We start from the raw sequence: 24535 nt of genomic DNA on the forward strand, positions 1-24535 counted from the left end.
GTCGCTATGTATTTCATTCGCCCGATAATCTCAGAGGATCTGGATACATTGCATCAGATTGCAATTGAATCTGGCCCCGGCTTTACATCTCTGCCCGAAAACCCGGAGTTGTTGACCGAAAAGATCGCCCGAAGCCAGACAGCAATCCAGCAAGAGATCCAGACGCCCGGCCCTGAAAGCTACCTGTTCGTTCTCGTTAACAGCGAAACCAATGAAGTGGTGGGCACCACCGGTATCGAAGCCGCCGTCGGTCTGAAGGAGCCCTGGTACCACTACCGGGTCGGAACGGTGGTACATGCCTCTCGCGAATTGAAAATACATCACCAATTTCGCACCCTCTACCTGTGCAACGATTACACCGGCTGCTCCGAGGTATGTACACTCTATCTGCAACCGGACCATCGTCACTCCCAAAATGGCAGCCTGCTCTCCAAAAGCCGTTTTCTCTTTATGGCGGAACAGCCACAGCGTTTCTCCACCCGTGTTATCGCTGAGATGCGCGGTTATTCAGACGATCATGGCCGCTCTCCCTTCTGGGAGGGGTTAGGACGCAAATTCTTTACTATGGATTATTCAGAGGCGGATTATCTGACCGGCTCTGGGAATAAGGTCTTTATCGCTGAACTGATGCCAAAGCACAGTATCTATATCCACCTACTGCCCGAGGATGCGCAGAAGGTGATCGGGCGTGTCCATGCCAATACAGAACCTGCAAAAAGGCTACTTGAGAATGAAGGTTTCCGCTTTGAAAACTATGTGGATATCTTTGATGCAGGCCCGACAATCACCGCACCTCTGGAGAAGATCCGGGCCATCCGCGAAAGCCGATATGCCAAGGTGCAGATCAGCCACTGCGACGCCTCAGATTCCTATCCGACTTTTCTGCTAAGCAACACTCAAACAGCGCAGTTTCGCTGCTGCATCCACCCCCTGCAGGAGAAACGGGGTATTGCCGAGCTGCCCGCTGAGGCTGCTGAAATTCTCAAGGTTCGTCAGGGCGAGACGATCAGGCTGGTAGAGCTCAAAGGGAGACATTCATGAAACCTTTAGCATCACACTTTATCAACGGTGAGTGGGTCCGGGGGGATGGAGAGGAGCTGGTCTCCCTGAATCCGGGCAATGGCGAGCGTATCTGGCAGGGCATTACTGCAACGCAAGCACAGGTCGATGATGCTGTATCTGCCGCAGTTGACGCATTCCCTCACTGGGCAGAACAAACCTTCCAACAACGCGCCTCTTACCTCAAACGCTTCACGCAACTCCTTGAGGAGTACAGCGACCTTCTGGCGGACACGATTGGTCAGGAGACCGGAAAGCCGTTGTGGGAAGCCAAAACGGAGGTCACCGCGATGCTGGGCAAAGCCGCACTGACGGTGCAGGCCTATCAGGAACGCTGCAGCTCGGAAACACAGCACAACGGTTCGATTCGCTCGGTTCTCAGCCACCGTCCCCACGGGGTCGTGGCTATTTTTGGCCCCTATAATTTCCCCGCCCACCTGCCGAATGGACATATCATGCCGGCCCTGCTGGCGGGCAATACCGCCATTCTTAAACCCAGCGAACTCACCCCACGGACAGCCGAACTTATGGTTCATCTATGGCAGAAAGCAGAGCTGCCTGACGGTGTGCTCAATCTGCTTCAGGGAGCTAAGGCCACAGGGGAGCGACTGGCGTCGCATCCTGCAATCAACGGACTCTATTTCACCGGCAGTGCGGCAACCGGCTGCTATCTGCACGAACAGTTCGGTGGTCATCCCGAAAAGATTCTGGCTCTGGAGATGGGCGGAAACAATCCCCTGCTGGTCACTCAGGTAAACAACCTGACCGCGGCGGTCTATCACACCATTCAATCGGCCTACCTCACCGCTGGACAGCGCTGTACCTGTGCCCGACGTCTGCTAGTGCCTGAGGGTACTGAAGGCGACCGGTTTATAGAGACTCTGGAACAGGCGATCCGAACAATTGAGGTCGGCACTTATAATCAACAACCCGCCCCATTCATGGGGGCGCTTATCAGTCAAAACGCGATGACGGCGATGCTCAACGCACAACAAACGCTGCTTGATCAGGGAGCCGAAAGCCGGGTTGATATGGTCCGTTTTTCCGAAAGAGGCTCTTTAATAACCCCTGGTCTGATCGATTGTAGCGCGATCGAACAACCTGAAGATAAGGAGCTGTTTGGCCCTCTGCTCCAACTGTATCGGGTGAAAGATGTGCGGCATGCCACTGAACTGGCGAACCAGACCCGATATGGCCTGGCGGCCGGTGTGCTCAGCGATAACCCCAAAGTATTTGAATATTTTCAGCGCCATGTTCGAGCCGGCCTGATCAACTGGAACCGACCACTCCCAGGCGCTTCCAGTGCGCGCCCGTTCGGCGGAACAGGACTCAGTGGCAACCACCGTCCCAGCGCCTGGTATGCCGCCGACTTCTGCGCCTATCCGGTCGCCTCCCTTCAATCCGACAGCATTGAGTTGCCTGAGCAGTTATCTCCCGGTCTCCGGTTGGAGGAACATATCTGGAGCCAGCCATGACAAAACTACTCAATCTGGATGGACTGACAGGACCCAATCACAACTACGCAGGGCTGGCGTTGGGTAACCTCGCTTCGAAGCAACATCAGGGAGAGTCTTCATCTCCCCGTGCAGCCGCACTGCAGGGTCTTGAGAAGATGTGGCGTTTACATCAATTAGGCATCCCGCAGGGGATCATACCACCGCAAACACGCCCCGATCTGGCACTGCTTTATGCCGCCGGTTTTCGGGGGTCTCCAGAACAATTACTGCAACAAGCCTGGAAGAGAGCCCCCAGATTACTTGAAGCCTGTTATTCCGCCTCCGCCATGTGGGCAGCCAACAGCGCAACCGTGACAGCCTCTGTCGATAGCCAGGATGCTCGATTGCAGCTCACCCCCGCTAACCTGATCAGCAGTCTGCACCGCTCCAGAGAGTCGGCCGATAATGGCCTCTTCTTCCGGCGCTGTTTTGCCAGTTCAAACTATTTTCACCACCACCCTCCCCTGCCCGCACAAGCATCCTTTGCTGATGAGGGAGCGGCTAATCACTGCAGACTGAGTGACCCCAATTCAGATCAGGCACTTAACCTGTTTATCTATGGTCGTGAAGAATCAGCAGAGCACACTGCACGCTACCCTGCGAGACAGAGCCGGCTTGCCTGCGAAAGCATTTTGCGTTCGCATCAGCTTAAAGGTGGGCGGAGTTTACTGATCAGACAGAATCCAGAGGCGATTAACCACGGTGCTTTTCACAATGATGTTGTTGCAGTTGGTTTCCGTAACCTGCTGCTCCTGCACCAGCAAGCGTTTGCCTCACAGCCAGATCTGCTGGGTGAGATCCGCAAAGCGTGTCAGACTTGGCAAAGCCCCTTATATATATTCGAAGTTTCAAACGATGAGTTAACTCTGGATGAAGCCGTTTCCAGCTACCTTTTTAACGCTCAGTTAGTACCGATCTCGGAAAACGAGATCATGATGCTCGCTCCTGAGGAGTGCCGCGAGCATCCTAAGGCATTACAGGTTTGCCAGCGCATTCTGGATGAGGACAACCCGGTCAGCGATATCGAATTTATCGATCTTCGCCAGAGCATGAACAATGGAGGTGGGCCAGCATGCCTCCGTCTGGCAATACCGATCACCGAACAGGAGCTGACCCAAGTCCACCCCGGCATCATGATGTCCGAGCCACTCTACAGTGAGCTTCAGCTATGGATCTGCGCCCATTATCGCGATAGGCTCACCCGGGAAGCACTACTCGACCCGCAGTTAATCTCGGAGATAGAAACTGCGTTGGAATCACTTAGTAAGATTCTCAAGCTCCCCGGATTGTATGATCACTAACCCTCCTCACAACCCGGCAGATGTATACTCACCTCAAGCCCGCCCTCTGGATGATTCTCCAGAATCAATGCCCCACCTAAGCGCTGGACCGCCCGGTGAGCAATACTCAGACCCAAACCATAACCTTCACTGGAACTATCCCCTCGATAGAAGGGTTCACACAGGTGCGCCAACACATCTGGCTCCACCCCGGGGCCATGGTCCCGAATACGGAGAATACAGTCACCGGCATGCTCTATCGAAATATCTATCGACGCGTCTGTCGGCGTATGTTTACAGGCATTGCCAATAATATTATTCAGTGCTCGTTCCAGAAGTTGAGGGTTCAACTTAATCGTACAATCACTCTGCACACTGAGATTAAATGACCGTTGCGGGTATGCAAAGCGAGCATCATCCAGTTGACGTGTCAGTATTGTCCCAAGCTCTACTGAATCTCCACCTCTCTCCATCTGCTCCAGACGAGACAGAGAGAGAATCTCCGCAATCAGTTGATCAAGTGCCTCACACTCCTGAATGATCCGTAAAACCGCTTTATCCTCGACACCCAAGCGTTGTTCGGCGATTCCTGCGGCTGCCTGCAAACGCGCTAACGGCGCCCTCAGTTCATGGGAAACATCTTGCATTAGCTGTTGATGCGCAATGATGGTTTGCTGCACATACTCCGCCATCTGATCAAAATCCCTTGCCAACTCCCCCAGTTCATCCCCTCGTTTACGCAATTTTTCATCCGTACGCGTATCCAGCTCACCCCGGTAGATCGCCTGTGTATGCTGACGTAGAAGCTTTAAGGGTCGCGATATAATTGCAGAAACCAGCAACGCACCCAGCGCCGACACCAATAGAATCAGCACCAACTGAGCGGATAAGATCCTGCCAATCAGATGCAGAAAAGGTGAAGACTCCCATGCCAGATCCACCTCCACCTGATATTCACGCCCCCTCTCAGAGTGAATAAAGAAACGGTAACGATCCTCTGCCGTCGGATCAAAATTGACCGGACCAATCACCTTACGATTAAGTTCGATATCCTTGATATAGACCCGCTGTGAAAAGTTAATCCAAAGGTCTCGCCGCCAGTCCCGGCTATGACGGTCATGATGGTCATGGTCCTTACGGTATTTTTTAGATGGAGCGGGTAGGGTTCTCAATGTACGAAAGCCTTTGAGCTCATAGCGTTCAACCATAAGTTCCGCATAACCCTCGGCCTTGGTTGTCACCACGTCCCTGAAGCGATCTTTTTCCGTAATCGCTCCGATCACGATCACTGTCGCCAACAGTACAAGAAAACTCACACTCCAGATCGCGACAAAGACCTTCCAGAAGAGCCGTTTATACCACTTCATACTGACCCCTTGATAAACTGGTAGCCCACCCCTCTAACTGTTTTTATCAGCTCCCGTTCCGGCAGGTATCGGGCAAGCTTTTGTCGTACCCGACTGACATGAACATCAATTGCACGGTCATAGGCGGCGAGTGGACGGTGTAGCACCAGCTCGGTTAGCTGCTCTTTTTTTAAGACCGAACCAGCGTTGCCCATCAGGTAGGCCAGCACATTAAACTCTGTTCCGGTCAGCTCCAGCAGCTCATCGCTGACTCGAATCTCGCGCAAACCGGGATCAAGACAGATCACGCCCATGTTCACGACCGCGTCAGGAAACAGTGTCGCCTGCGGCTGCGGTTCAGCACGACGCAGAACCGCCCGAATACGCGCCAGCAGCTCTCTTGGATTACACGGCTTACTCAGATAATCATCCGCCCCCATCTCTAACCCGAGAATGCGATCGATCTCTTCACCACGCCCTGTCAGCATAATCACGGGTAACTGGACATTTGGACGGATCTGCTGAAGCAGTTCCAATCCGCTTTTACCCGGCATCATCACATCCAACAGCATCAATGAGTATCGATCAGCCCGACTGAGTTTCTCCAACGCCTCATCAGCATTATGTGCATACTCCAGCAGAAAACCTTCATGTGAGAGGTAATCCCCCATCAGTTCACACAGATCAACATCATCATCCACCATCAAAATACGCGGTTTCTCACTCATCGCCAGGAGGCTCCAGTCGTCAGTAAAACAGTTAAGAAAATAATAGTGTTTTTATTCCCAAAAAACTTAATCCAGTGATCGCATTTACCAAACTTTACAACGGCGATACCCAACTTTGCAGAGACAACGTCCAGAATTCACTCCATCAACAGAGACAACGCAGGAGATGCAACGATGCGCATTAAAGTTATCGCCGGTATTACAGCGACCCTTATCGCTCTCTCAGGAATAGGTGTGACGGCAGCCTATGCAAAAGGTGGGCATAACCACATGGAACGTAAACTGGAGTACCTCACTGAAGCTCTGGATTTAACCCCCGCTCAGGAAAAGCAGCTACGTGAGAATATAGGCAGTAAAGCCGACACGATGAAGACACACCACCAGAGCCGAAAAGAGATCAGAACACAATTGATGCAACTGGATCCAGCCGCAGAGAACTACCAGACTCAACTGGACAGCCTGATTCTGAAAGCACAGGAACAGACTAAAACCATGATCACCGCAAAAGCAGCACAGCAGGAGGCACTTTACGAGGTCCTCACGCCGAAGCAGGAAAAGCAGTACGTAGAACTCAAAAGTAAGATACAGGAGAGAATGTCAAAACGCTTTGGTGAGGGTTCAGAGCATCACGGTTTTGGCGGGAAAAAGTGTCACTGATCTTTTTATTGATCTGATCGCTCCGGATACCCCCTACACGCAGCCCGCTTTCAGGCTCTTGCCCGCCCCCCACGGCGGGCTTTTTTATCTGAGTTCAGATCAACTTAGACGCGATATCTTTGACATCTTCCATCACGACAAAGGTACTGGTCTGTTTGACATGGGGAAGGTTTGAGATCTTTTCACCCAAAACCTCGCGATAACCATCAATATCGGAGGTCCGTACTTTCAGCAGATAATCAAAATTAGCGGCAATCATATGACACTGTTCAATTTCGGGAATCTGCCTAACTGCCTCATTGAACGCCTGTAACGCTTTGGTTTTTGTATCGCTCATGGTCACCTGAACAAACGCAACATGCTTAGCACCCAGCTTTTTCTGATCGATCAAAGCGGTATAGCCCATAATATAACCAAGCTCTTCCAGTCGCTTCATTCTCACCTGACAAGGTGTTTTCGACAGACCCACACGTGACGCCAGTTCTGTCACCGTGACACGGCCGTTTTTCTGTAACTCCCTCAGAATGGCCATATCAAGTTTATCCAGATGATCCATCAGTGTGCCCCTTGAAAGCTAGGTGTATAAAAAGTCTGCAATAGAGACTAAATATAGTGATTTAGCCTTTATGTCACAAGCCAACTATGCTTTTAGAACATGAAGCGGTGTATTCGAATGCATAAAGAGGGGCCTTTTATCCATCCGCAGAAAATTATCCCTTTCAATGCAGTCAAAAGAGAGAAATTGCCTATTTATTAAGCGATTTTAGAGCAAATACCCAACTGTTAGCAGGTAAGATTTTGTACCGTTATACCTATGCTTAACTGCTGGTGCTTATTTAGCCAGGTCGGGCAGTAACCGTTCGGAGAGAGCAGGTTTATCGGTATGACACAGGATGGATCGACTATAAGCATAAAATATAACAACGAGGTTTCAGTATGGTCACCGTAACCATTACTTTTATTCTTTATCTGCTCCTGATGCTTGCCATCGGCATTGTGGCATATCGTCGTACTCAGGATCTGTCTGATTACGTTCTTGGTGGACGTAACTTAGGGCCGATCCCAAGTGCGTTGAGTGCTGGCGCATCAGATATGAGCGGCTGGCTATTGATGGGTTTACCAGGCTACGCGATGGCCGCTGGCTACGGTTCATTCTGGCTGGCTGGCGGTCTGCTGGTGGGTACCTGGCTGAACTGGCTGCTGGTTGCACAGCGATTGAGAGTCTATTCGCAACGTGCGGATGATGCCTTAACACTACCCGCATACTTTGAAAAACGATTTGAAGACAGCAGCCATAGCCTGCGTGTTATCTCTGCAGTCTTTGTCCTGATCTTCTTCCTGTTTTACACCAGTTCCGGACTGGTTGCTGGCGGCAAGCTGTTCGAGACTGTCTTCGGATTTGACTACACCATCGCAGTGCTGGTCGGCGCCACAGCTGTGATCTCCTACACCCTGTTTGGTGGTTTCCTTGCCGTTTCCTGGACAGACGTTGTTCAGGGCCTTCTGATGGTTGGCGCTCTGATTCTGGTTCCCCTCTTCGCTATGGGTGAGATCGGTGGTTTGAGCGGCACACTGGCAGCAGTTGAAGCGAAGAACCCGGAGCTGCTCAATATGTTTACCGATGCTAATGGGGATACGATCACCCTGATTGGCACACTCTCCCTGCTGGGCTGGGGTCTGGGTTACTTTGGACAGCCACACATTCTCGCTCGCTTTAAAGGGATCAAAAGCAAAGATGCGGTCCCTGCCGCACGTCGTATTGCAGTGATCTGGACAGGTATCTCTATGGCTGGAGCCTGCCTGATCGGTCTGAGCGCGATCGGTTACCTACCGGAAGGCCTGGGAGATAACGAAACCGTCTTTATGGTGATGGTTGACGCTCTGTTCCACCCAGCTATTGCGGGGATCTTGCTAGCGGCAATTCTGGCAGCCGTCATGAGTACTGCTGATTCCCAGCTACTGGTTTCCTCCTCGGCTCTGGCAGAAGATTTCTATAAAGCCCTGTTCAATAAGGATGCAACTCAGGAGCAGCTGGTTCGCGTGGGTCGTATCGCAGTGATCGTGATCGCTCTGATCGCCACATTCCTGGCGATGGATAAAGACTCTAAAGTACTGGAGTTAGTCTCATATGCTTGGGCAGGCTTCGGTGCGGCATTTGGCCCTGCACTGATCATGTCACTCTACTGGAAGAGGATGACCAAGATGGGCGCACTGGCCGGGATTATCACCGGTGGCGTTACCGTTGTAATCTGGAAACAACTTTCAGGGGGCTGGTTCGATCTTTACGAGATCATCCCGGGCGCTATCTTTGCGTTTATCGCCATTATTGTGATCTCTAAAGTAACCCCTGCACCCTCTGTATCGATCCAACAACGCTTTGATGATGTGGAAGCAGAGATCAAAAGCTAATCCCACATCACTCTGCTGAAAAAGCTCAGCAGCTCAGATAAGTGCTCACTTTAAAGCCCCGGCAGATCTGCCGGGGCTTTTTTGTGGAAAGTTAGCCATATGCATAAAGCCTACCAAAACAAACCAAAGGAAACATATTGATTATTAAATATATATAAATAGGTCATATTCACTTTATATTTTGTATTTATAGAGAAACTGACCTTTTCACCGCTTGTAAAATAACCAGATAGATTCAAGAGGTGAAAGAGTATGAGCATCACAATCGAGCAATGCCGCACAGCTATTCGTAGCCACTATCTGGCAGATGAAACTGCAGTCATTACCGGACTGGTCAAAAATTCACAGCTAACGGAAAGTGAACGCACTGCAATCTCTGGCAGTGCAGCCGATCTGGTTCGCAAAGTTCGAGCTGAAAGCTCGCCCTCAATGATGGAAAAATTTCTCGCAGAGTATGGTCTAACAACCAAAGAAGGTGTCGCCCTGATGTGTCTGGCCGAAGCGCTGCTACGCGTGCCAGATAGTCTGACAATTGATGCTCTGATCGAAGACAAGGTGGTTTCAGGAAACTGGAAAGGCCATCTGGGACAATCCGCATCATCATTGGTCAACAGCTCAACCTGGGCGCTCCTGATCACAGGAAAACTGTTGCAGGGTGATGAAGCGGAAGGGATCGGTTCAACCCTGAAGGGGATGATGAAGCGCCTGGGCGAACCGGTGGTTAGAACCGCCGTAGCACAGGCGATGAAGGAACTCGGTCGCCAGTTCGTTCTGGGTCGTGATATCAAAGAAGCAACCAAGCGCGCCAAGAAACTGGAAAAACAGGGCTATAGCTATTCCTATGACATGCTGGGTGAAGCGGCGCGCACAGACGCTGACGCCATCCGCTATCATCAGGCCTATTCTCAGGCCATTATGGAACTTACCCATAACTGTACCCATTCTGATATCCGCAGCAATCCCGGCATCTCTGTCAAACTCTCTGCACTTCACGCCCGTTACGAATTCGGTCAGAAAGCCCGTGTTATGAGAGAGCTGGTTGAGCGTACTCTCAGCCTTGCACTTCAGGCTAAAAAAGCCAATATGGGCTTCAATATCGATGCGGAGGAAGCAGACCGTCTCGATCTCTCTCTGGATGTCATTGAAGCTGTTCTTCAGGATGAACGCCTGGCAGGCTGGGAAGGGTTTGGTATCGTTGTGCAGGCTTTCGGCCCACGCGCCAGTTATGTTCTGGATTGGCTGTATGCCACTGCACAACGTCTTGACCGCCGTATTATGGTACGTCTGGTGAAAGGAGCCTATTGGGATGCCGAGATTAAACGCGCACAGGTGCTGGGACTTGAAGGCTTCCCTGTTTTTACGCGTAAAGTAAACTCTGACCTCTCCTATATGTGCTGCGCCGAAAAGCTGATGACGATGACAGATCGAATCTACCCTCAGTTTGCCACGCATAATGCACACTCTGCGGCCGCCATTCTCTATCTGGCTGAAAAGCATGCTGTGGATAACTTTGAGTTCCAACGTCTGCACGGTATGGGCGAATCCCTCCACGATACCGTTCTGAAATCGAACAGCACGCGCTGCCGCATCTACGCACCCGTTGGCGCACATCGCGACCTGCTTGCTTATCTGGTACGACGCCTTCTTGAGAACGGCGCCAACAGCTCATTCGTTAACCAGATCGTAGATACTCGCATCACTCCGGAAGAGATTGCTAAAGACCCCTTCACGCAGATAGCTGAAACCCAAGGCAGCCTTTCCAATACGAAGATTGCTGCACCGGTACATATCTTTGGCCAGAAACGCCTTAACGCCAAAGGCTGGGATATAACAGATGAAGTGACACTGGAAACCTTGGAGCCTCAGCGCGAAGCGTTCCAGCAAACCCAGTGGCACGCCGCACCGATCATTGCCGGTGATTCAAGCAGCACAGAATGCTCAGCTATCTGTAACCCTGCCAATCCAACTGATCAGGTGGGCACAGTTACCGAGGCAGATTCAGCAGACATTGAAACCGCCATCACCGCTGCAGAACTGGCCTTCCAACGCTGGTCTAAAACTGCATCCAGTGAACGTGCGGCCTGTCTGCGCCGTGTTGCAGACCTGTTCGAAGCTAACGCGCCTGAACTGTTCGCACTGGCTAACCGGGAAGCGGGTAAAACTCTTCTGGATGCAGTAGGAGAGATCCGTGAAGCGGTCGACTTTGCCCGCTACTACGCGAATGAAGCGGAAAGAAATGCAGAGTGTGAAGCCCGTGGTGTGATCACATGTATATCTCCCTGGAACTTCCCACTGGCGATCTTTGCAGGCCAGGTTCTTGCCGCTCTGGCTTCAGGTAACACCGTCATTGCCAAACCGGCGGATCAAACACCGTTGATGGCCGCTCGGGCAGTGGCTCTGATGCATGAAGCGGGTATACCAAAAGATGTAATCCAGCTTCTTCCAGGTTCAGGTATCAACGTGGGCGCCCCACTGACATCAGATCCTAGAATCTCCGCTGTCTGCTTTACCGGTTCGACTCAAACGGCACAACGGATCAATCAGGTGATGGCGAGCTCGATGGCACCGGATGCTCCTCTTGTGGCTGAAACCGGCGGTATGAATGCGATGATTGTCGATTCAACCGCACTACCGGAACAGGTCGTGCGGGATGTACTGGCCTCCTCATTCCAGAGTGCTGGGCAGCGTTGCTCAGCCCTGCGTGTTCTCTATATACAGGAAGATATCGCTGACAACCTGCTGGAGATGCTCTACGGCGCGATGGATGAGCTGAAGATGGGGGATCCATGGCTACTCAGCACAGATGTAGGCCCTGTCATCGACGCAAATGCTAAAGCCAAAATCGATGAGCACTGTGCGCTGTTTGCCGCTAAAGGCCAGCTACTGAAGAAACTGAAGGCGCCTGAGAACGGTACTTTTGTTCCTCCAACCATCCTTAAAGTATCGGGTATTGAAGAGATCGACGAAGAGATCTTCGGGCCTGTTCTGCATGTTGCAACATTTGCCGCAAAAGATCTGGATCAGGTTGTCACCGCGATCAACGACAGAGGCTACGGCCTTACCTTTGGTCTGCACACCCGTGTGGATAACCGTGTTGAGCGCATCGTTAATAAAATAGCGGTGGGTAACATCTATGTGAACCGTAACCAGATCGGTGCCATCGTAGGCTCTCAACCCTTTGGCGGAGAGGGTCTCTCAGGCACCGGACCGAAAGCGGGTGGCCCTCACTACGTTAAACGTTTCACCAAATCCACTACAGCTGCTGGTGAAGAGGCCCCTTCGGGGCAGCTGATCAGTGCCAAGACTTTAACTCAACTGATTTCACAGCTCGACGATCACTCATGGGCGGATCAGAACAGTCGCAAAGCGTTGATTGCATCTGTATTCCCGACAGCAACCGATAAAACGGCATCCTTCTGCCAGCAGGCTCAGGCGATGCCAGGACCGACAGGGGAACTGAACCTGCTCTCCGAAAACGGACGTGGCGTTGTCCTCTGCCTGGGACCTGATGCTGAAAGTGCCACTCTACAAGCTGAAACCGCGTTACTTCAGGGTAATAGCGTTGTGATCATAGCTCAGGGTATTGCAGACCTGCTGAAGCAGTGTGGGGAGCAAGGGCTGCCGGTACAGGGCATGGTTGGTCAACTAACCGCTGAAGCGATCACAGAAACCAGCGGGTTTGCGGCAATCTGTAGCAACGCATCTCCAGACGCTCTACGCCTGATCCGTCAGGCCCTGGCTGCCCGACAAGGAGCTCTGCTTCCGCTTATCACGGAACTGGATCAGCCAGAACGATTCGTGATGGAGCGCCATCTGTGCATCGACACAACAGCAGCAGGCGGTAACGCCAGCCTGATTGCCACAGCTGAGTAACCTCAGGGTTACTGAGGCAACCACTTTCCACTTACTTCGTTTTTTGGTTCATGGGCAAAATTCGAAGCGCTTCTCCCCGGTAGCAGATGCCATTCCCGCTACCGGGGATTTTTTTGGCTAAAAAAAAACGGCGCTGTTAGCGCCGTTCTCTGTTTTCAATAGATGATGATCAATTAACCACTTCGAACATCAGATCCCAAACACCGTGACCTAAACGTTCACCACGCTTCTGGAACTTGGTGACAGGTCGCCATTCAGGCTGTGGGGAATACTGTCCATCTCCCGCAACATTACGATAGCCCTCTGCTGAACTCATCACTTCCATCATATGCTCAGCATAGTTCTCCCAGTCTGTAGCCATATGAAAAACGCCTCCGGCTCTGAGCTTCTTACGCAGTGTCTGCGCAAACTCAGGTTGCACAATACGACGTTTATGGTGACGCTTTTTATGCCAGGGGTCAGGGAAGAACAGTTGAATGCAGTCCAGACTTCCATCAGGGATACACTGAGCCAGCACCTCAATCGCATCATCACAAAACACACGGATGTTGGATAACCCTGCCTTCTCAGCATTACTTAACAGACGCCCGACACCCGGACGGTGCACCTCAATACCGATATAGTTTTTTTCAGGTTGGTCTTTAGCCATCTCGACCAACGAGTCTCCCATACCGAAACCGATCTCCAGTACGACAGGCGCCTCGCGACCAAACACTGAATTCAGGTCAAGCATCCCCATTTCCAGCTCCAGCCCCATCTGCGGCCACAGCTCGTCCATCGCTTTCGTCTGCCCTTCCGTCATTCGACCGGCACGCAGGACAAAGCTCTTCACTGTGCGCATATGCTTCTGTTCGGGATTCTGCTGTTCGCTGTTGTTCTCTTCTGACATCAACCTGACCTAAAACGTTTAAACAAAGCAGCCTGATTCAGAATGAGATCAGGCTGCAGGGTGTGGATAAGTTAAATTAGACGGCCGCTTAACCGCCTACAATGGTGCCTTCCATCGGGGAGGAGGCACTGGCATATTTCTTACGCGGCATACGTCCAGCCAGATACGCTTCGCGTCCAGCTTCGACCGCTTTTCTCATCGCAGATGCCATCAAAATAGGATTCTGGGCCCCTGCAATAGCGGAGTTCATCAATACAGCCTCACAGCCCATCTCCATCGCCACAGCAGCCTCAGATGCTGTGCCAACACCCGCATCAACCAGAACCGGCACTTTGCAATCTTCCATAATCACATTGATGTTATGCGGATTCAGGATACCCAGACCGGAGCCAATCATCGAACCAAGTGGCATGATGGAGACACAACCGATCGATTCAAGCTCTTTGGCAACAATTGGATCATCACTGGTATACACCATCACCTTGAATCCATCCCGTACCAGCTCATCAGCCGCTTTGATCGTTTCCACGACATTGGGATAGAGTGTTTTCTGGTCGCCGAGCACTTCCAGCTTCACCAGATCATGTCCATCCATCAGCTCACGGGCCAACTTACAGGTGCGCACCGCATCAGCAGCGTTAAAACAACCGGCTGTGTTTGGCAGAATCGTGTACTTATCAGGTGAAATCACATCCAGCAGGTTTGGCTCATCAGGATTCTGTCCGATATTTGTTCGACGGACAGCGACAGTAACGATCTCTGCGCCACTGGCCTCAATCGCCAGACGGGTCTCTTCCAGATCTTTATATTTGCCTGTACCAATCAGCAGACGTGAATTAAAGCTCTGGCCTGCGATGATTAACGGATCATTTTGCTGTGACATGGTGTATATCCAAAATAGTTGTTATTAGTGAACATCGTGCGCTGGTAAGTAGTGATCAACCACCACCAATAGCATGAACAATCTCAACACGATCTGCATCTTTCAGCACCGTATCAACATGTTCACTGCGAGGGATAATTTCTAAATTAAGCTCAATCGCAATACGCTTTTCACCCAGCTCTAGCTGTTCAATCAAACCAGTCAGGGTGATTCCGTCCTGCACCTGCAGCATCTCACCATTCACCTGAATCTGCATTGATTTATCTCCTGTTTGAAACAATTGCCGTATAGGCCACCAGCCCCCATCCGATCAGGAAGGCAACGCCCCCGATCGGTGTGACCATCCCCAGTGACCGGATCCCCGTCAGCGCCATCAGATATAAACTACCGGAAAAAAGCAGGATACCTACAACAAATGCCACCCCGGCCTTGAGCAGAGCGGATATCCTGAAATGGGCCGGTGCCATCGCGATGAGACCCAACGCCCCTGTATGGTAGAACTGATACTCAACAGCAGTCTGATAGACCGTATAAAGCGCCGGACTCAGACCGGGTTTCAGTGCATGCGCACCAAAAGCCCCCAGTACGACAGCGATAAAACCACTCAATCCAGCGGCCAGCAGCAGACTGTTCTGATTCATAAGGGATCCCGAATAAAACGAGTGGGGGATTATACCGAATTTGCAGACCACTTGCCGACAAATCACAGGCATAAAAAAACCGCTTCTCAGCGGTTTTTTAGAATGAATTGCGCTTAAGCTTCCATCGTCATACGAATTTTCTTCATCGCATTTTTTTCCAGCTGACGGATACGTTCTGCAGAAACACCATACTCTGCTGCTAACTCGTGCAGAGTGGCTTTATCATCCGTTAACCAGCGGCGCGCCAGTATATCCTTACTGCGGTCATCAAGATCAGCCATCGCGCTCATCAGACGACGTTGAGAGTCCTGCTCCCAGTTTGTATCTTCCAACTGGATGGATGGATCACCGCTTTTATCTTCCAGATAGTGAGCCGGAGCCCAAGCAGCCTGTTCATCATCAGCGCCTTCAGGTGCATCGAATGCGGTATCCACTGATGCCATGCGACCTTCCATCTGACGGACAACTTTGGCGTCTACACCCAGATCATCCGCGATGGCATTGACCTCATCATTAGTCATCCACCCCAGAGATTTTTTCTTCGAACGCAGATTGAAGAACAGCTTACGTTGCGCTTTGGTGGTTGCCACTTTCACGATGCGCCAGTTACGCAGGATGAACTCGTGCATCTCGGCTTTAACCCAGTGAACCGCAAAGGAGACCAAGCGCACGCCCATTGTCGGATCAAAACGTTTGACTGCCTTCATCAGGCCAACATTTCCCTCCTGGATCAGATCACCCAGAGGTAAGCCATAACCAGAATAGGTTTTCGCAACATGGACTACAAAACGTAGATGAGACATAACGAGTCGGCGAGCAGCTTCAACATCGCCGTCATAATGCAGTCGCTCACCCAGAGAACGCTCCTCTTCTACGCTGAGAACGGGAATAGCAGTCACTGACTGCATATACGCGTCCAGATTGCGACCCGGAGAAAGTTGTTCAACAACTTGTAAGCTTGTGCCCATTAATGACCTCACATCACTCTGCTATTGAAAATGTCGCAGATATGACTCATTTCTAATACGAAAGTTCAAAATAAAATCCACACCCAGAAAGAGCGGACCGAAAAATATAGCGAGGTTAATCCTAAAACGCAACCATGACAGCTGTATGACACGGCTTATTGCGGTTCAACTTCTCTTAGATGGCGACCGACGGCCAGTTTGGAACCGATCAGCCCAAGTATGATGCCGGCAAACAGAAGGACCAGACTATCCACTACGCCTAATCCCTGGAGCTGAAAGTCACTCTGATAAAGCGCTACCAGCCTTTCGACAGGATCACTGATGACCAATAGGCTGGTCTGCACAAACAGCCAGGCGACCAGACTACCGATCAAGCCAAACCAGAAACCGGTATAGATAAAGGGGCGCTTCACCCAGGCATCTGTAGCACCGACCAGTTTAGCCACCTGAATCTCATCTTTACGATTTTCGATTCCCAGACGGATCGTATTACCAACGACCAGTAACACAGACAGTGCCAATAATATCCCCAATACCAGCACAACACGGTTAGCCAGTGCGACAAAAGAGGCCAACCGCTCGACCCAGACCATATCCAGAACAGCCTCTTCTACTTCGTTCAGGGCGGCCAGCTCAGTTTGCAGTTTGAGCAGAACCTCTTTGCGGGATTCACGAGGTTGCACCACCACAACCGCCGGGAGGGGATTATTATCAAGAAATTCCAACACATCAGTAAAACCAGAGATTCGCTGAAACTCATGCAACCCCTGCTCCCTTGTGACCAATTCAACACCAGCAAGATCAGGTCTCAGCAACATAGCCTGACTGAAGTTTTCAGCTTGCTGATCCGTCAGGGTTTTGTGCAGATAGAGAGAAACTTTGGGCTCACCGTTCCACTCAGCACTGATCTGATCGATATTTTTCAGCCCGACAAACATCAGCCCCGGGAGAGCCAGGGCGATAGCCAGTACCGCCAGCGTCATCAAGGTCGGCAGAGGCGTACGCTGTAACCGCACCAGCGAATCCAGCGCGGTATGCTTATGGTGGCGAATCCAGCTTTTACTATGTGCGCTCAGATCAACCTTATGTTTCGCCGCACCTTTTGACGGAGGGGTTGCGGGTGCTTCTGAAGAGCGGGTAGGACGTTGCTGCCGTTCGGCGCCACGTTTTACAGGTTCACGTCCGGCCATCGCGTAACAGCCTCCCCTGATCCAGCGTTAATGTACGATGACCCATTCTGGATATCAGAGCCAGATCATGGCTTGCAATCAATACCGTGGTCCCATGGCGGTTGAATTCCATAAACAGGCTCATGATCTCAGCAGACAACGTAGGGTCCAGATTCCCCGTGGGTTCATCCGCCAGAAGAAGCTGAGGCTTGTGCACAATCGCGCGCGCAATGCCAATCCGTTGTTGCTCACCTGTAGAAAGCGCTACCGGGTTATGCTTCTCTTTACTCAGCAGTCCCACTTTATCCAGTGCTGCACGGACTCGCTTACCCACATCTTCCGGCTCGTAGCCTGATATCTGTAAAGGCAGTGCAATATTTTCAAAGACAGAACGATCAAAGAGTAGCTGATGATTCTGAAACACCACACCGATACGACGGCGGTGGTAGGGGATATCATCCCGGCTGAACTGGGCCAGATCATGATGAGCCACGCTGACCTGCCCACGAGTGGGTCTCTCCATCAGCATAATCAGTTTCAGCAGGGTACTTTTACCTGCACCGGAATGCCCTGTCAGAAACGCCATCTCACCCCGATCAAGGGTGAAGGAGATATCCCGCAGGGCATCATGCCCTTCAGGATATCGCTTACTGACATTTTCAAATTGAATCATCCGACAGGATCCATCCGGCTGAAATTAGTTAATCAAACAGGGCGTCAACAAATTCCTGTGATTTAAACGGCCTAAGATCATCGATCTGCTCACCCACACCAATAAACCGAATCGGGAGATCCATCTGCTTAGCAATCGCAAAGATCACTCCACCTTTAGCGGTTCCATCCAGCTTGGTTAGAGAGATGCCCGTCACGCCGACACTCTCTTTGAATATTTTCGCCTGGCTCAATGCATTCTGTCCTGTGCCGGCATCCAATACCAGCATCACCTCATGTGGAGCTTCCGGCGAGAGTTTCTGTGTCACCCGAACCACTTTTTCAAGTTCCTGCATCAGGTTATCTTTGTTCTGCAATCGACCTGCGGTATCGGCGATCAACACATCGACCCCTTTCGCCTGCGCCGACTGAACCGCATCAAAGATTACAGAGGCTGAATCAGCCCCAGTATGTTGTGCAACGACGGGGACATTATTACGCTCACCCCAAACCTGGAGCTGCTCAACTGCAGCCGCACGGAAGGTGTCTCCCGCAGCCAGCATCACAGATTTACCCTCTTGCTGGAAGCGTTTGGCGAGTTTACCGATCGTAGTGGTCTTACCAACACCGTTCACCCCAACCATCAGGATCACGTAGGGTTTATTATCACAGGAGACCTCAAGAGGCTGCTCAGAGCGATGCAGCAGAGTGGCCAGTTCATCTTTCAGTGCAGCCTGTAATGCCTGCGCATCACCCAACTGTTTACGTGCTACTTTATCGGTCAGACGCTGGATAATATCGCTGGTCGCTTCCACTCCGACATCAGCCATCAACAGCAGTGTTTCAATCTCCTCCAGCAGATCATCATCGATCTCTTTAGCCCCCAGGAACAGATTGCCCAGTTGCTCTGTCAGGTTTTCCTTGGTTTTACTCAGGCCCGACTTAATCCGGGCAAAGAAACCCTTTTTCTCCTCAACCGGATCTTCCTGAACTGGAGTCGCTTCAGCCACTTCCACTGGCTCTACTGGTTCAACTGGTTCAACTGGTTCAACTGGTTCAACTGGTTCGGCTGTCTCGGCTGTCTCGGCTGTCTCGGCTGTCTCGGCTGTCTCGGCTGTCTCGGCTGTCTCGGCTGTCTCGGCTGTCTCGGACAGCGTATCATCCGTCAGAATCGCATCAACCACCTCATCCTGAACAGATTCCTCCTGTTCAACAATCTCCTCCGCTAGTGGAGTATCATCTATCTCTTTTGCCTGAGCGGTCAGCTGCTCATTTTCAGCAGCTTTATCCGATAACGGCTGCTCCGTTTCCTGTTCCTGTGACTGCTGGATCTTGTCCTCTTCAGCAGCACTACCCCCGAACATGGATTTAAGCTTTTTAAACATCTATTGTCCCCATACAGCCGCCTGTCTCAGATAAAGGCCACTGATTGATTGAAATCGATACCTATTTTTCGACTGAATCATCACTACCGATATAGCGGTAGATGCCAAACAACACCAGCGCAGTGATTAAAGCCCCCGCATATGCGATGTAATCAGTATTCCAGCCCTTTTCTACAAACAACTCTTGTAAAAACAGCATCTAAGTGCACCCATCTGTGTTCTGCCGAAACGGTGAAAGCGACCTGAAAAATCAGCAGTTCACCGATAAAGTCTGGTATCTTATCACAGTGATTTGGTACAGAGACTACCCTTATGACAAATGAATACCGTCCCCTGTTTAACCGTAAATATATCAGCGGACTTATGTGGTTCAGCTTGCTGGCAATTTTGATCCTTTCCACCATGGGGCCAGGGGAAGTCGAATTCTACCCGGTTGAGTCAAACAGAGACAAAACCGTCTACTGGATGGAGCTGGATGAGCAACCCATTACGCTGACCCTACTACTGCCAACCGGTGAAGCGATCAATAGTACCCAGCGTCAGCTGCAGCAACTGAAAAGTCATATCATTCAATCACGGCTTCAGAAGTTCTCATCACCCAATTACAGCTACAGCGTGATTCCCCGACAGGATCGTATTGAGATTACATTTGGCTGGAACCAGCAGCATGTCCCAGAATTAGATGCAATTTGGGATAGCCTGACCCAACCGATAGAAACATCTCAGTGGCAAGCCGAACTGAAAAATATTCAGGCACGTCACTATCTCTCATCCCAAACTCCGGATCAGATGGTCGCAGAACAGTTTTTTATACAGTTACAACCCGACACAGGGGGAGTACTAGATCAGCTACCGGCCGCTTACCATCGAATGTTCCAAGCGCCACGCTATGCCATCAGTGGCGACAGTGCAGATGAGCTGGTTTCGCTGGTGGAAAAGCAACTTCCTCAACATAGTTCGGCGCAACAGCGACAGAAACCTATACCCACACGCCAGCAATCAATCACAGAGGTTCACGAAGGGGCGAACTACAGGCTCTTAATCGGACGTTCAATCAGCGCCCGAAATTCAGAGCTCTATATTGAGGAACGCATCACTGCGCATCTTTTACAACAACTCTTGACCCAACAGCAATCGCAACATAAGGTCAGCTTCCGGCTTCTCTGGGCTGCACTCGAAACCACTGGTTATCAGGCATTTATCCTCGAAGGGAGGAGTAACCCCGGCCCAATGCTTTCCCAGCTACAGCAGCAGGTAACGGAAGAGTTAGTCGAAGTCAGCCAGAAACAGTTGGCTGAGCAGTGGCATGAAAGGATGCGGGATCTGGCAAATCAGACACAAGCCCTGAACCTGATCGCGTTTTATTCACTGCCGGAAGATACCATGGAAAATTACACTGATCAGATTCTTGATCAGGATCCTGATGAGATCATCATAGCAGCCCGTAAGGCCCTGCAAACCAACGAACAGATCAGTATCCTACACACTCCAGCACTTTAAGGAACCACTATGGGTCGACGCCATCCGCCTCGAAGAGCATCAGGCAAAACAGACAACTCCAGCTCGCAACTTCGTATCATTGGAGGCCAATGGCGTGGTCGTAAGGTTGAGTTTGTCACCGTCGATGGTTTAAGGCCGACACCGGACAGGGTAAGAGAAACGCTTTTTAACTGGATACAAACCGGTCTGCCGGGAGCTCAATGCCTGGACCTTTTCGCAGGGAGCGGCGCACTGGGGCTGGAAGCACTCTCCAGACGAGCTGAAAGTGTTACGTTTGTGGACCTGAATACCATCACGACCAACCAGTTGAAGCGCAATCTGCAAACCCTAAAAAGTCAGAACTCTGAAGTGATACAGGCTGATGTATTACAGTGGTTGGAGCAGCGTCAGACCGATATGGAGCAACGATACGATATTGTTTTTATGGACCCCCCATTCAGACAGGGGCTGGTTGCTCCCTGCTGCGAACTCCTGGAGCGACATAATCTGCTCGCAGATAATGCCATTATCTATGTAGAGACTGAGTCAGAGCTGACGCATCTTGAGGTTCCGGCTCACTGGCACGAGCACCGCAAGAAACAAGCAGGCCAGGTAACCTACCGCCTATTTATGCGTGAAGGCTAACCGGGTAATCCGGCAAGATACACTTTCAAAACAGTTTTGATCTGTTGCTTAGGAGGGGTTCTTCCCTCTGTGTAGATAACACTGGCTGTGATTCCAAACACCACGGCCAGTGCCGACTCAGCCAGCGCTCCCTGCTTTAACTTTGAACTTTCTGGTAGCTGCCCCTGTTTCCGGGCCTTTTTATAAATTTTAGCCAGTCGCTCCAACCACTCCTGCTGTTCGGCATAGATATGATCAGAGATCGCCGCCAATTCAGGCTCCTGCTTTGCATTCAGATGAAAAACACGCCAGATCGCTTCACAACGCTGATCCTCAAGAACAAGCCAGCTCCAACGCTTCAACAATTCGCCTAATGATCCGAGGGCATCCTGTCTGGCCGCCTGAAGCTGATCGATAAACAACTCATCCAGAGGTAACCGGGATTCCTGATAGAGAGCTGCGACAAGATCAGTACGATTTTTAAAGTGCCAGTAAAGCGCACCATGGGTCAGACCTGATGCAGCTGCTATATCCTTCAGGCTGGTCTGAGTAATTCCCCGTTTAGCAAAAAGCGTCAATGCTGTCTGGAGTAACAATTGACGAGTCTGTTCAGCTTCTTCCTTGGTCCTTCGCGGCATAACTATCCAACACCTTTAAATGAGGCGGTTCATTATATAACTCTACTGCAACAAGAAAGTGACAGTATGATTAACAACTGATGTAACCACCTTACCTGACAGGCTGGACATCATCCAGATAGAAGCGGGCTCCATATTTTTGCAGGGAATCCACATGCAGATTCTCCGGCAGGCTAAAACGTGCAGCGAACACCTGCCCGGGTTTGACATAGCCTTTTACATGATCCACATAACGCTCAACTTTGCCGTTGCGTTTAAGATACAGACCCATCACCAGATTATTGAGCGCAGGCCCTTTGACCACATAGCGCCAACGCGTTTCAAGACTATGCGCACCTGATTTACGAACCGACTCAAGCTTGAGCCCCTGCTCAATCGATTTAACAAAACTGGCCTGCTGAAGCTGACGCCGCTCCTCCTGCTTCGCTCCCTGATGCTGAACATAAGCCCCTAAAGCGGTACTCAACAGAGCGGCAACACCCCCCCCCTCACCTGCAGCGACCTCTTGCTGGCTTTTACGCCAAAGCACATTGTTATCCAGCAACTCCGTGGCACGAGGGTTGATGTGTCCCTTCTGATAGTAGGGCAGTACCGCTTTACCCACAGCACGCGCCTCCTGATAGCGTTCTGCATTCACCGGATGATCATGGTGGAACAGCGCACGTGCGTTCCCTTCAGCGGCATACTTCCGTTGCCAGATACGGCTTGAAGCCATCGGATCATAACCTGCAAGGGCCGTATACAGGATTCCGATACGGTCCGCTTCGCGCTCACTCTCATGGGTGAATGCGGCCTGATAGCCACTACGACGGGCTGAGTTCGACCCCGCCAAAGCGCTGATCTGTGCGTGGGTCTGTCGCTCGTAAACGTGATTTGCCACGGTATGCGCAATCTCATGACCAATCACCGCTGCCAGCTCTGCATCACTTTTCAGATCACTCATAAGCTGAGAATGGACCACAATATAAGTCCCCCCGGTAGTGAAGGCATTAAAGCTGTCACGCTTTATCAGCAGCGGCTGCCAGCGTTCATTTTTCAGATGGGACACTTTATGGATACGATCAAAGACGCGTACCAATCTTAGATATTGAGCACGATTGATCTGAGCATTGACAGGGCGTTTGTGCTTTTTCTCATTTGCAATTATCCGTTCAACATAGGCATTACCCTGCTGAATCTGTGTTGAGCGTCCCGCCATACTGAGGCTACGTTGGCCGGTTACCCGATCACGTTCACTCACGGTCTCAGCAACCTGATACAACCCACGATCAACCTTTTTCAGCGTTTGACAACCGGAAATCAAAGCGATCAACATCACAGACAGTGCAAAACGTAACCAAACCATCGATATAAAACCCCTAACCTCTATATAGTTATTCGTAATAAAAGATAATTTTTTTATAACTGATTGAAATCAACACATTCCATTATTGTATTTGTACCACTCCGTCAATTCAGCTACTATGCCGCACTTGCGAATTTGCTAATTTATTAGAGCATTATCATGTAAGCTCTAGCAGACACTAACTGCTGTGAACCTAGAATGAATAAGGCCGTATACCCAGGAACCTTCGATCCGATCACCAATGGTCATTCGGATCTGATTGAGCGAGCAGCCAGAATTTTCGACCAGGTGGTCGTTGCCGTTGCTGAGAGCCCCAAAAAACGTCCAATGCTTGACCTGGAAACCCGGGTTGGTTTGGCAAAAGAGGTTGTCTCTCATCTCGATAACGTGACCGTGATTGGCTTTGATTGCTTGCTCGCAGAGTTACTGAATCAGCAAGACGCTAATATCATTTTGCGGGGCCTGCGGGCTGTATCGGATTTTGAGTACGAATTTCAGCTTGCCGATATGAATCGCCACCTGGCACCCAATGCAGAAAGCATATTTTTAACACCGGCGGAGCACCTGTCTTTCGTCTCATCCACGCTGATCAGAGAGATCTCAAGCCTTGGTGGTGACGTAAGTAAGTTTGTGCACCCGGCGGTGCAAAAGGCCCTGACTGAGCACCTGGGCCAGTAATCTATATTTTAATGACAGTGAGGTAGCCATCATGGCATTGATCATTACTGACGAATGCATTAACTGCGACGTATGTGAGCCGGAATGTCCTAATGAGGCCATCTCTCCGGGTGACGAAATCTATGAGATTGAGCCATCTAAATGTACTGAGTGTGTCGGCCATTACGATACCCCTCAGTGTGTAGAGGTTTGTCCAGTTGACTGTATTCCAAAGGACCCTGACCATGTCGAGTCTGAAGCAGAACTGATGGAAAAGTACAAAAACCTGACGGGCCAGTAAGCCGCCGGTTGGTGTTCAAAAAAGCAGGCCTCGGGCCTGCTTTTTTATTGTCTGAAA

Annotated in this window: 24 protein-coding genes; 10 read left to right on the forward strand and 14 right to left on the reverse strand. The window is 50.9% G+C overall.

Going from position 1 to position 24535, the window contains the following annotated elements:
- The first annotated feature begins 6 nt into the window (after positions 1 to 6).
- From astA to Q0882_RS10945, 3 genes are read left to right on the forward strand one after another with little or no spacing between them, the layout of a single operon-like run.
- Positions 7 to 1041: an arginine N-succinyltransferase gene (gene astA / locus Q0882_RS10935; protein WP_299181429.1), complete on the forward strand. Its 1035-nt coding sequence runs from the start codon at positions 7 to 9 to the stop codon at positions 1039 to 1041.
- Positions 1038 to 2534 carry a succinylglutamate-semialdehyde dehydrogenase gene (astD, locus tag Q0882_RS10940; RefSeq protein WP_299181432.1) on the forward strand — a complete coding sequence of 499 codons (1497 nt, stop codon included), beginning with the start codon at positions 1038 to 1040 and terminating at the stop codon, positions 2532 to 2534. Before astA ends, astD begins: the two co-directional genes overlap by 4 nt.
- Positions 2531 to 3856 carry an N-succinylarginine dihydrolase gene (locus Q0882_RS10945; protein ID WP_299181435.1) on the forward strand — a complete coding sequence of 442 codons (1326 nt, stop codon included), beginning with the start codon at positions 2531 to 2533 and terminating at the stop codon, positions 3854 to 3856. Before astD ends, Q0882_RS10945 begins: the two co-directional genes overlap by 4 nt.
- Here Q0882_RS10945 and Q0882_RS10950 read toward each other — a convergent pair.
- Positions 3853 to 5202: an ATP-binding protein gene (locus Q0882_RS10950; protein ID WP_299181438.1), complete on the reverse strand. Its 1350-nt coding sequence runs from the start codon at positions 5200 to 5202 to the stop codon at positions 3853 to 3855. The two genes, Q0882_RS10945 and Q0882_RS10950, sit on opposite strands and share 4 nt — an antisense overlap.
- On the reverse strand, positions 5199 to 5909 hold the full coding sequence (locus Q0882_RS10955; RefSeq protein ID WP_299181441.1) for a response regulator transcription factor: 711 nt from the start codon (positions 5907 to 5909) through the stop codon (positions 5199 to 5201). The genes Q0882_RS10950 and Q0882_RS10955 overlap by 4 nt, the downstream gene beginning before the upstream one ends.
- A gap of 174 nt (positions 5910 to 6083) precedes the next feature.
- Between Q0882_RS10955 and Q0882_RS10960 the strand changes: the two genes are divergently transcribed.
- Entirely contained in the window at positions 6084 to 6566 is a 483-nt protein-coding gene (locus tag Q0882_RS10960; RefSeq protein WP_299181443.1) for a Spy/CpxP family protein refolding chaperone, read from the forward strand.
- A 94-nt stretch (positions 6567 to 6660) separates the two neighbouring features.
- Here the strand turns inward: Q0882_RS10960 and Q0882_RS10965 are convergent, their stop codons facing one another.
- Positions 6661 to 7122, reverse strand: a complete 462-nt coding sequence (locus Q0882_RS10965) for an Lrp/AsnC ligand binding domain-containing protein (RefSeq protein ID WP_299181445.1) — start codon at positions 7120 to 7122, stop codon at positions 6661 to 6663.
- 380 nt (positions 7123 to 7502) lie between these two features.
- Between Q0882_RS10965 and putP the strand changes: the two genes are divergently transcribed.
- Together putP and putA are read left to right on the forward strand one after the other, a co-directional pair.
- On the forward strand, positions 7503 to 8975 hold the full coding sequence (gene putP / locus Q0882_RS10970; protein ID WP_299181448.1) for a sodium/proline symporter PutP: 1473 nt from the start codon (positions 7503 to 7505) through the stop codon (positions 8973 to 8975).
- Between the two features lie 252 nt (positions 8976 to 9227).
- Complete coding sequence (gene putA, locus Q0882_RS10975; RefSeq protein WP_299181451.1) at positions 9228 to 12848, forward strand: bifunctional proline dehydrogenase/L-glutamate gamma-semialdehyde dehydrogenase PutA; 3621 nt, start codon at positions 9228 to 9230, stop codon at positions 12846 to 12848.
- A 169-nt stretch (positions 12849 to 13017) separates the two neighbouring features.
- On the opposite strand, the gene trmB is transcribed toward putA, so the two are convergent.
- The 9 genes from trmB to Q0882_RS11020 form a co-directional block, all read right to left on the reverse strand.
- Positions 13018 to 13737 (reverse strand): tRNA (guanosine(46)-N7)-methyltransferase TrmB, encoded by a 720-nt coding sequence (gene trmB, locus Q0882_RS10980; RefSeq protein WP_299181454.1) that lies wholly within the window; start codon positions 13735 to 13737, stop codon positions 13018 to 13020.
- An 88-nt stretch (positions 13738 to 13825) separates the two neighbouring features.
- On the reverse strand, positions 13826 to 14620 hold the full coding sequence (locus Q0882_RS10985; RefSeq protein ID WP_299181457.1) for a thiazole synthase: 795 nt from the start codon (positions 14618 to 14620) through the stop codon (positions 13826 to 13828).
- A gap of 55 nt (positions 14621 to 14675) precedes the next feature.
- On the reverse strand, positions 14676 to 14876 hold the full coding sequence (thiS, locus tag Q0882_RS10990; protein WP_299181460.1) for a sulfur carrier protein ThiS: 201 nt from the start codon (positions 14874 to 14876) through the stop codon (positions 14676 to 14678).
- Between the two features lie 4 nt (positions 14877 to 14880).
- On the reverse strand, positions 14881 to 15261 hold the full coding sequence (locus tag Q0882_RS10995; RefSeq protein ID WP_299181463.1) for a DUF423 domain-containing protein: 381 nt from the start codon (positions 15259 to 15261) through the stop codon (positions 14881 to 14883).
- 113 nt (positions 15262 to 15374) lie between these two features.
- On the reverse strand, positions 15375 to 16229 hold the full coding sequence (gene rpoH / locus Q0882_RS11000) for an RNA polymerase sigma factor RpoH (RefSeq protein WP_299181465.1): 855 nt from the start codon (positions 16227 to 16229) through the stop codon (positions 15375 to 15377).
- A 155-nt stretch (positions 16230 to 16384) separates the two neighbouring features.
- Positions 16385 to 17419 (reverse strand): permease-like cell division protein FtsX, encoded by a 1035-nt coding sequence (ftsX, locus tag Q0882_RS11005; RefSeq protein ID WP_299181468.1) that lies wholly within the window; start codon positions 17417 to 17419, stop codon positions 16385 to 16387.
- Positions 17406 to 18071 (reverse strand): cell division ATP-binding protein FtsE, encoded by a 666-nt coding sequence (ftsE, locus tag Q0882_RS11010; RefSeq protein WP_299181471.1) that lies wholly within the window; start codon positions 18069 to 18071, stop codon positions 17406 to 17408. Before ftsE ends, ftsX begins: the two co-directional genes overlap by 14 nt.
- Positions 18072 to 18099: 28 nt before the next feature.
- Complete coding sequence (ftsY, locus tag Q0882_RS11015; RefSeq protein WP_299181473.1) at positions 18100 to 19434, reverse strand: signal recognition particle-docking protein FtsY; 1335 nt, start codon at positions 19432 to 19434, stop codon at positions 18100 to 18102.
- Positions 19435 to 19495: 61 nt separating this feature from the next.
- A complete protein-coding gene (locus Q0882_RS11020; protein ID WP_299181475.1) occupies positions 19496 to 19633 on the reverse strand; it encodes a hypothetical protein in 138 nt (45 codons plus the stop codon).
- Between the two features lie 113 nt (positions 19634 to 19746).
- On the opposite strand from Q0882_RS11020, the gene Q0882_RS11025 reads away from it, so the two are divergent.
- Together Q0882_RS11025 and rsmD are read left to right on the forward strand one after the other, a co-directional pair.
- Positions 19747 to 20934: a hypothetical protein gene (locus Q0882_RS11025; protein ID WP_299181477.1), complete on the forward strand. Its 1188-nt coding sequence runs from the start codon at positions 19747 to 19749 to the stop codon at positions 20932 to 20934.
- A 9-nt stretch (positions 20935 to 20943) separates the two neighbouring features.
- Positions 20944 to 21558 (forward strand): 16S rRNA (guanine(966)-N(2))-methyltransferase RsmD, encoded by a 615-nt coding sequence (rsmD, locus tag Q0882_RS11030; protein ID WP_299181479.1) that lies wholly within the window; start codon positions 20944 to 20946, stop codon positions 21556 to 21558.
- Here rsmD and Q0882_RS11035 read toward each other — a convergent pair.
- Both Q0882_RS11035 and Q0882_RS11040 read right to left on the reverse strand, forming a co-directional pair.
- A complete protein-coding gene (locus tag Q0882_RS11035) occupies positions 21555 to 22175 on the reverse strand; it encodes a TetR family transcriptional regulator (RefSeq protein WP_299181481.1) in 621 nt (206 codons plus the stop codon). The two genes, rsmD and Q0882_RS11035, sit on opposite strands and share 4 nt — an antisense overlap.
- A 91-nt stretch (positions 22176 to 22266) precedes the next feature.
- Positions 22267 to 23520, reverse strand: coding sequence for a M48 family metallopeptidase (locus Q0882_RS11040; RefSeq protein ID WP_299181483.1), 1254 nt, complete (start codon positions 23518 to 23520; stop codon positions 22267 to 22269).
- 198 nt (positions 23521 to 23718) lie between these two features.
- Here Q0882_RS11040 and coaD point away from each other — a divergent pair, with 198 nt between their 5' ends.
- Both coaD and Q0882_RS11050 read left to right on the forward strand, forming a co-directional pair.
- Entirely contained in the window at positions 23719 to 24198 is a 480-nt protein-coding gene (gene coaD, locus Q0882_RS11045) for a pantetheine-phosphate adenylyltransferase (RefSeq protein WP_299181484.1), read from the forward strand.
- A gap of 31 nt (positions 24199 to 24229) precedes the next feature.
- On the forward strand, positions 24230 to 24478 hold the full coding sequence (locus Q0882_RS11050) for a YfhL family 4Fe-4S dicluster ferredoxin (protein ID WP_299181487.1): 249 nt from the start codon (positions 24230 to 24232) through the stop codon (positions 24476 to 24478).
- Positions 24479 to 24535: the final 57 nt, after the last annotated feature.

Origin of the sequence: uncultured Neptuniibacter sp., assembly GCF_947498015.1 — a bacterium.
Taxonomy (GTDB): domain Bacteria; phylum Pseudomonadota; class Gammaproteobacteria; order Pseudomonadales; family Balneatricaceae; genus Neptuniibacter.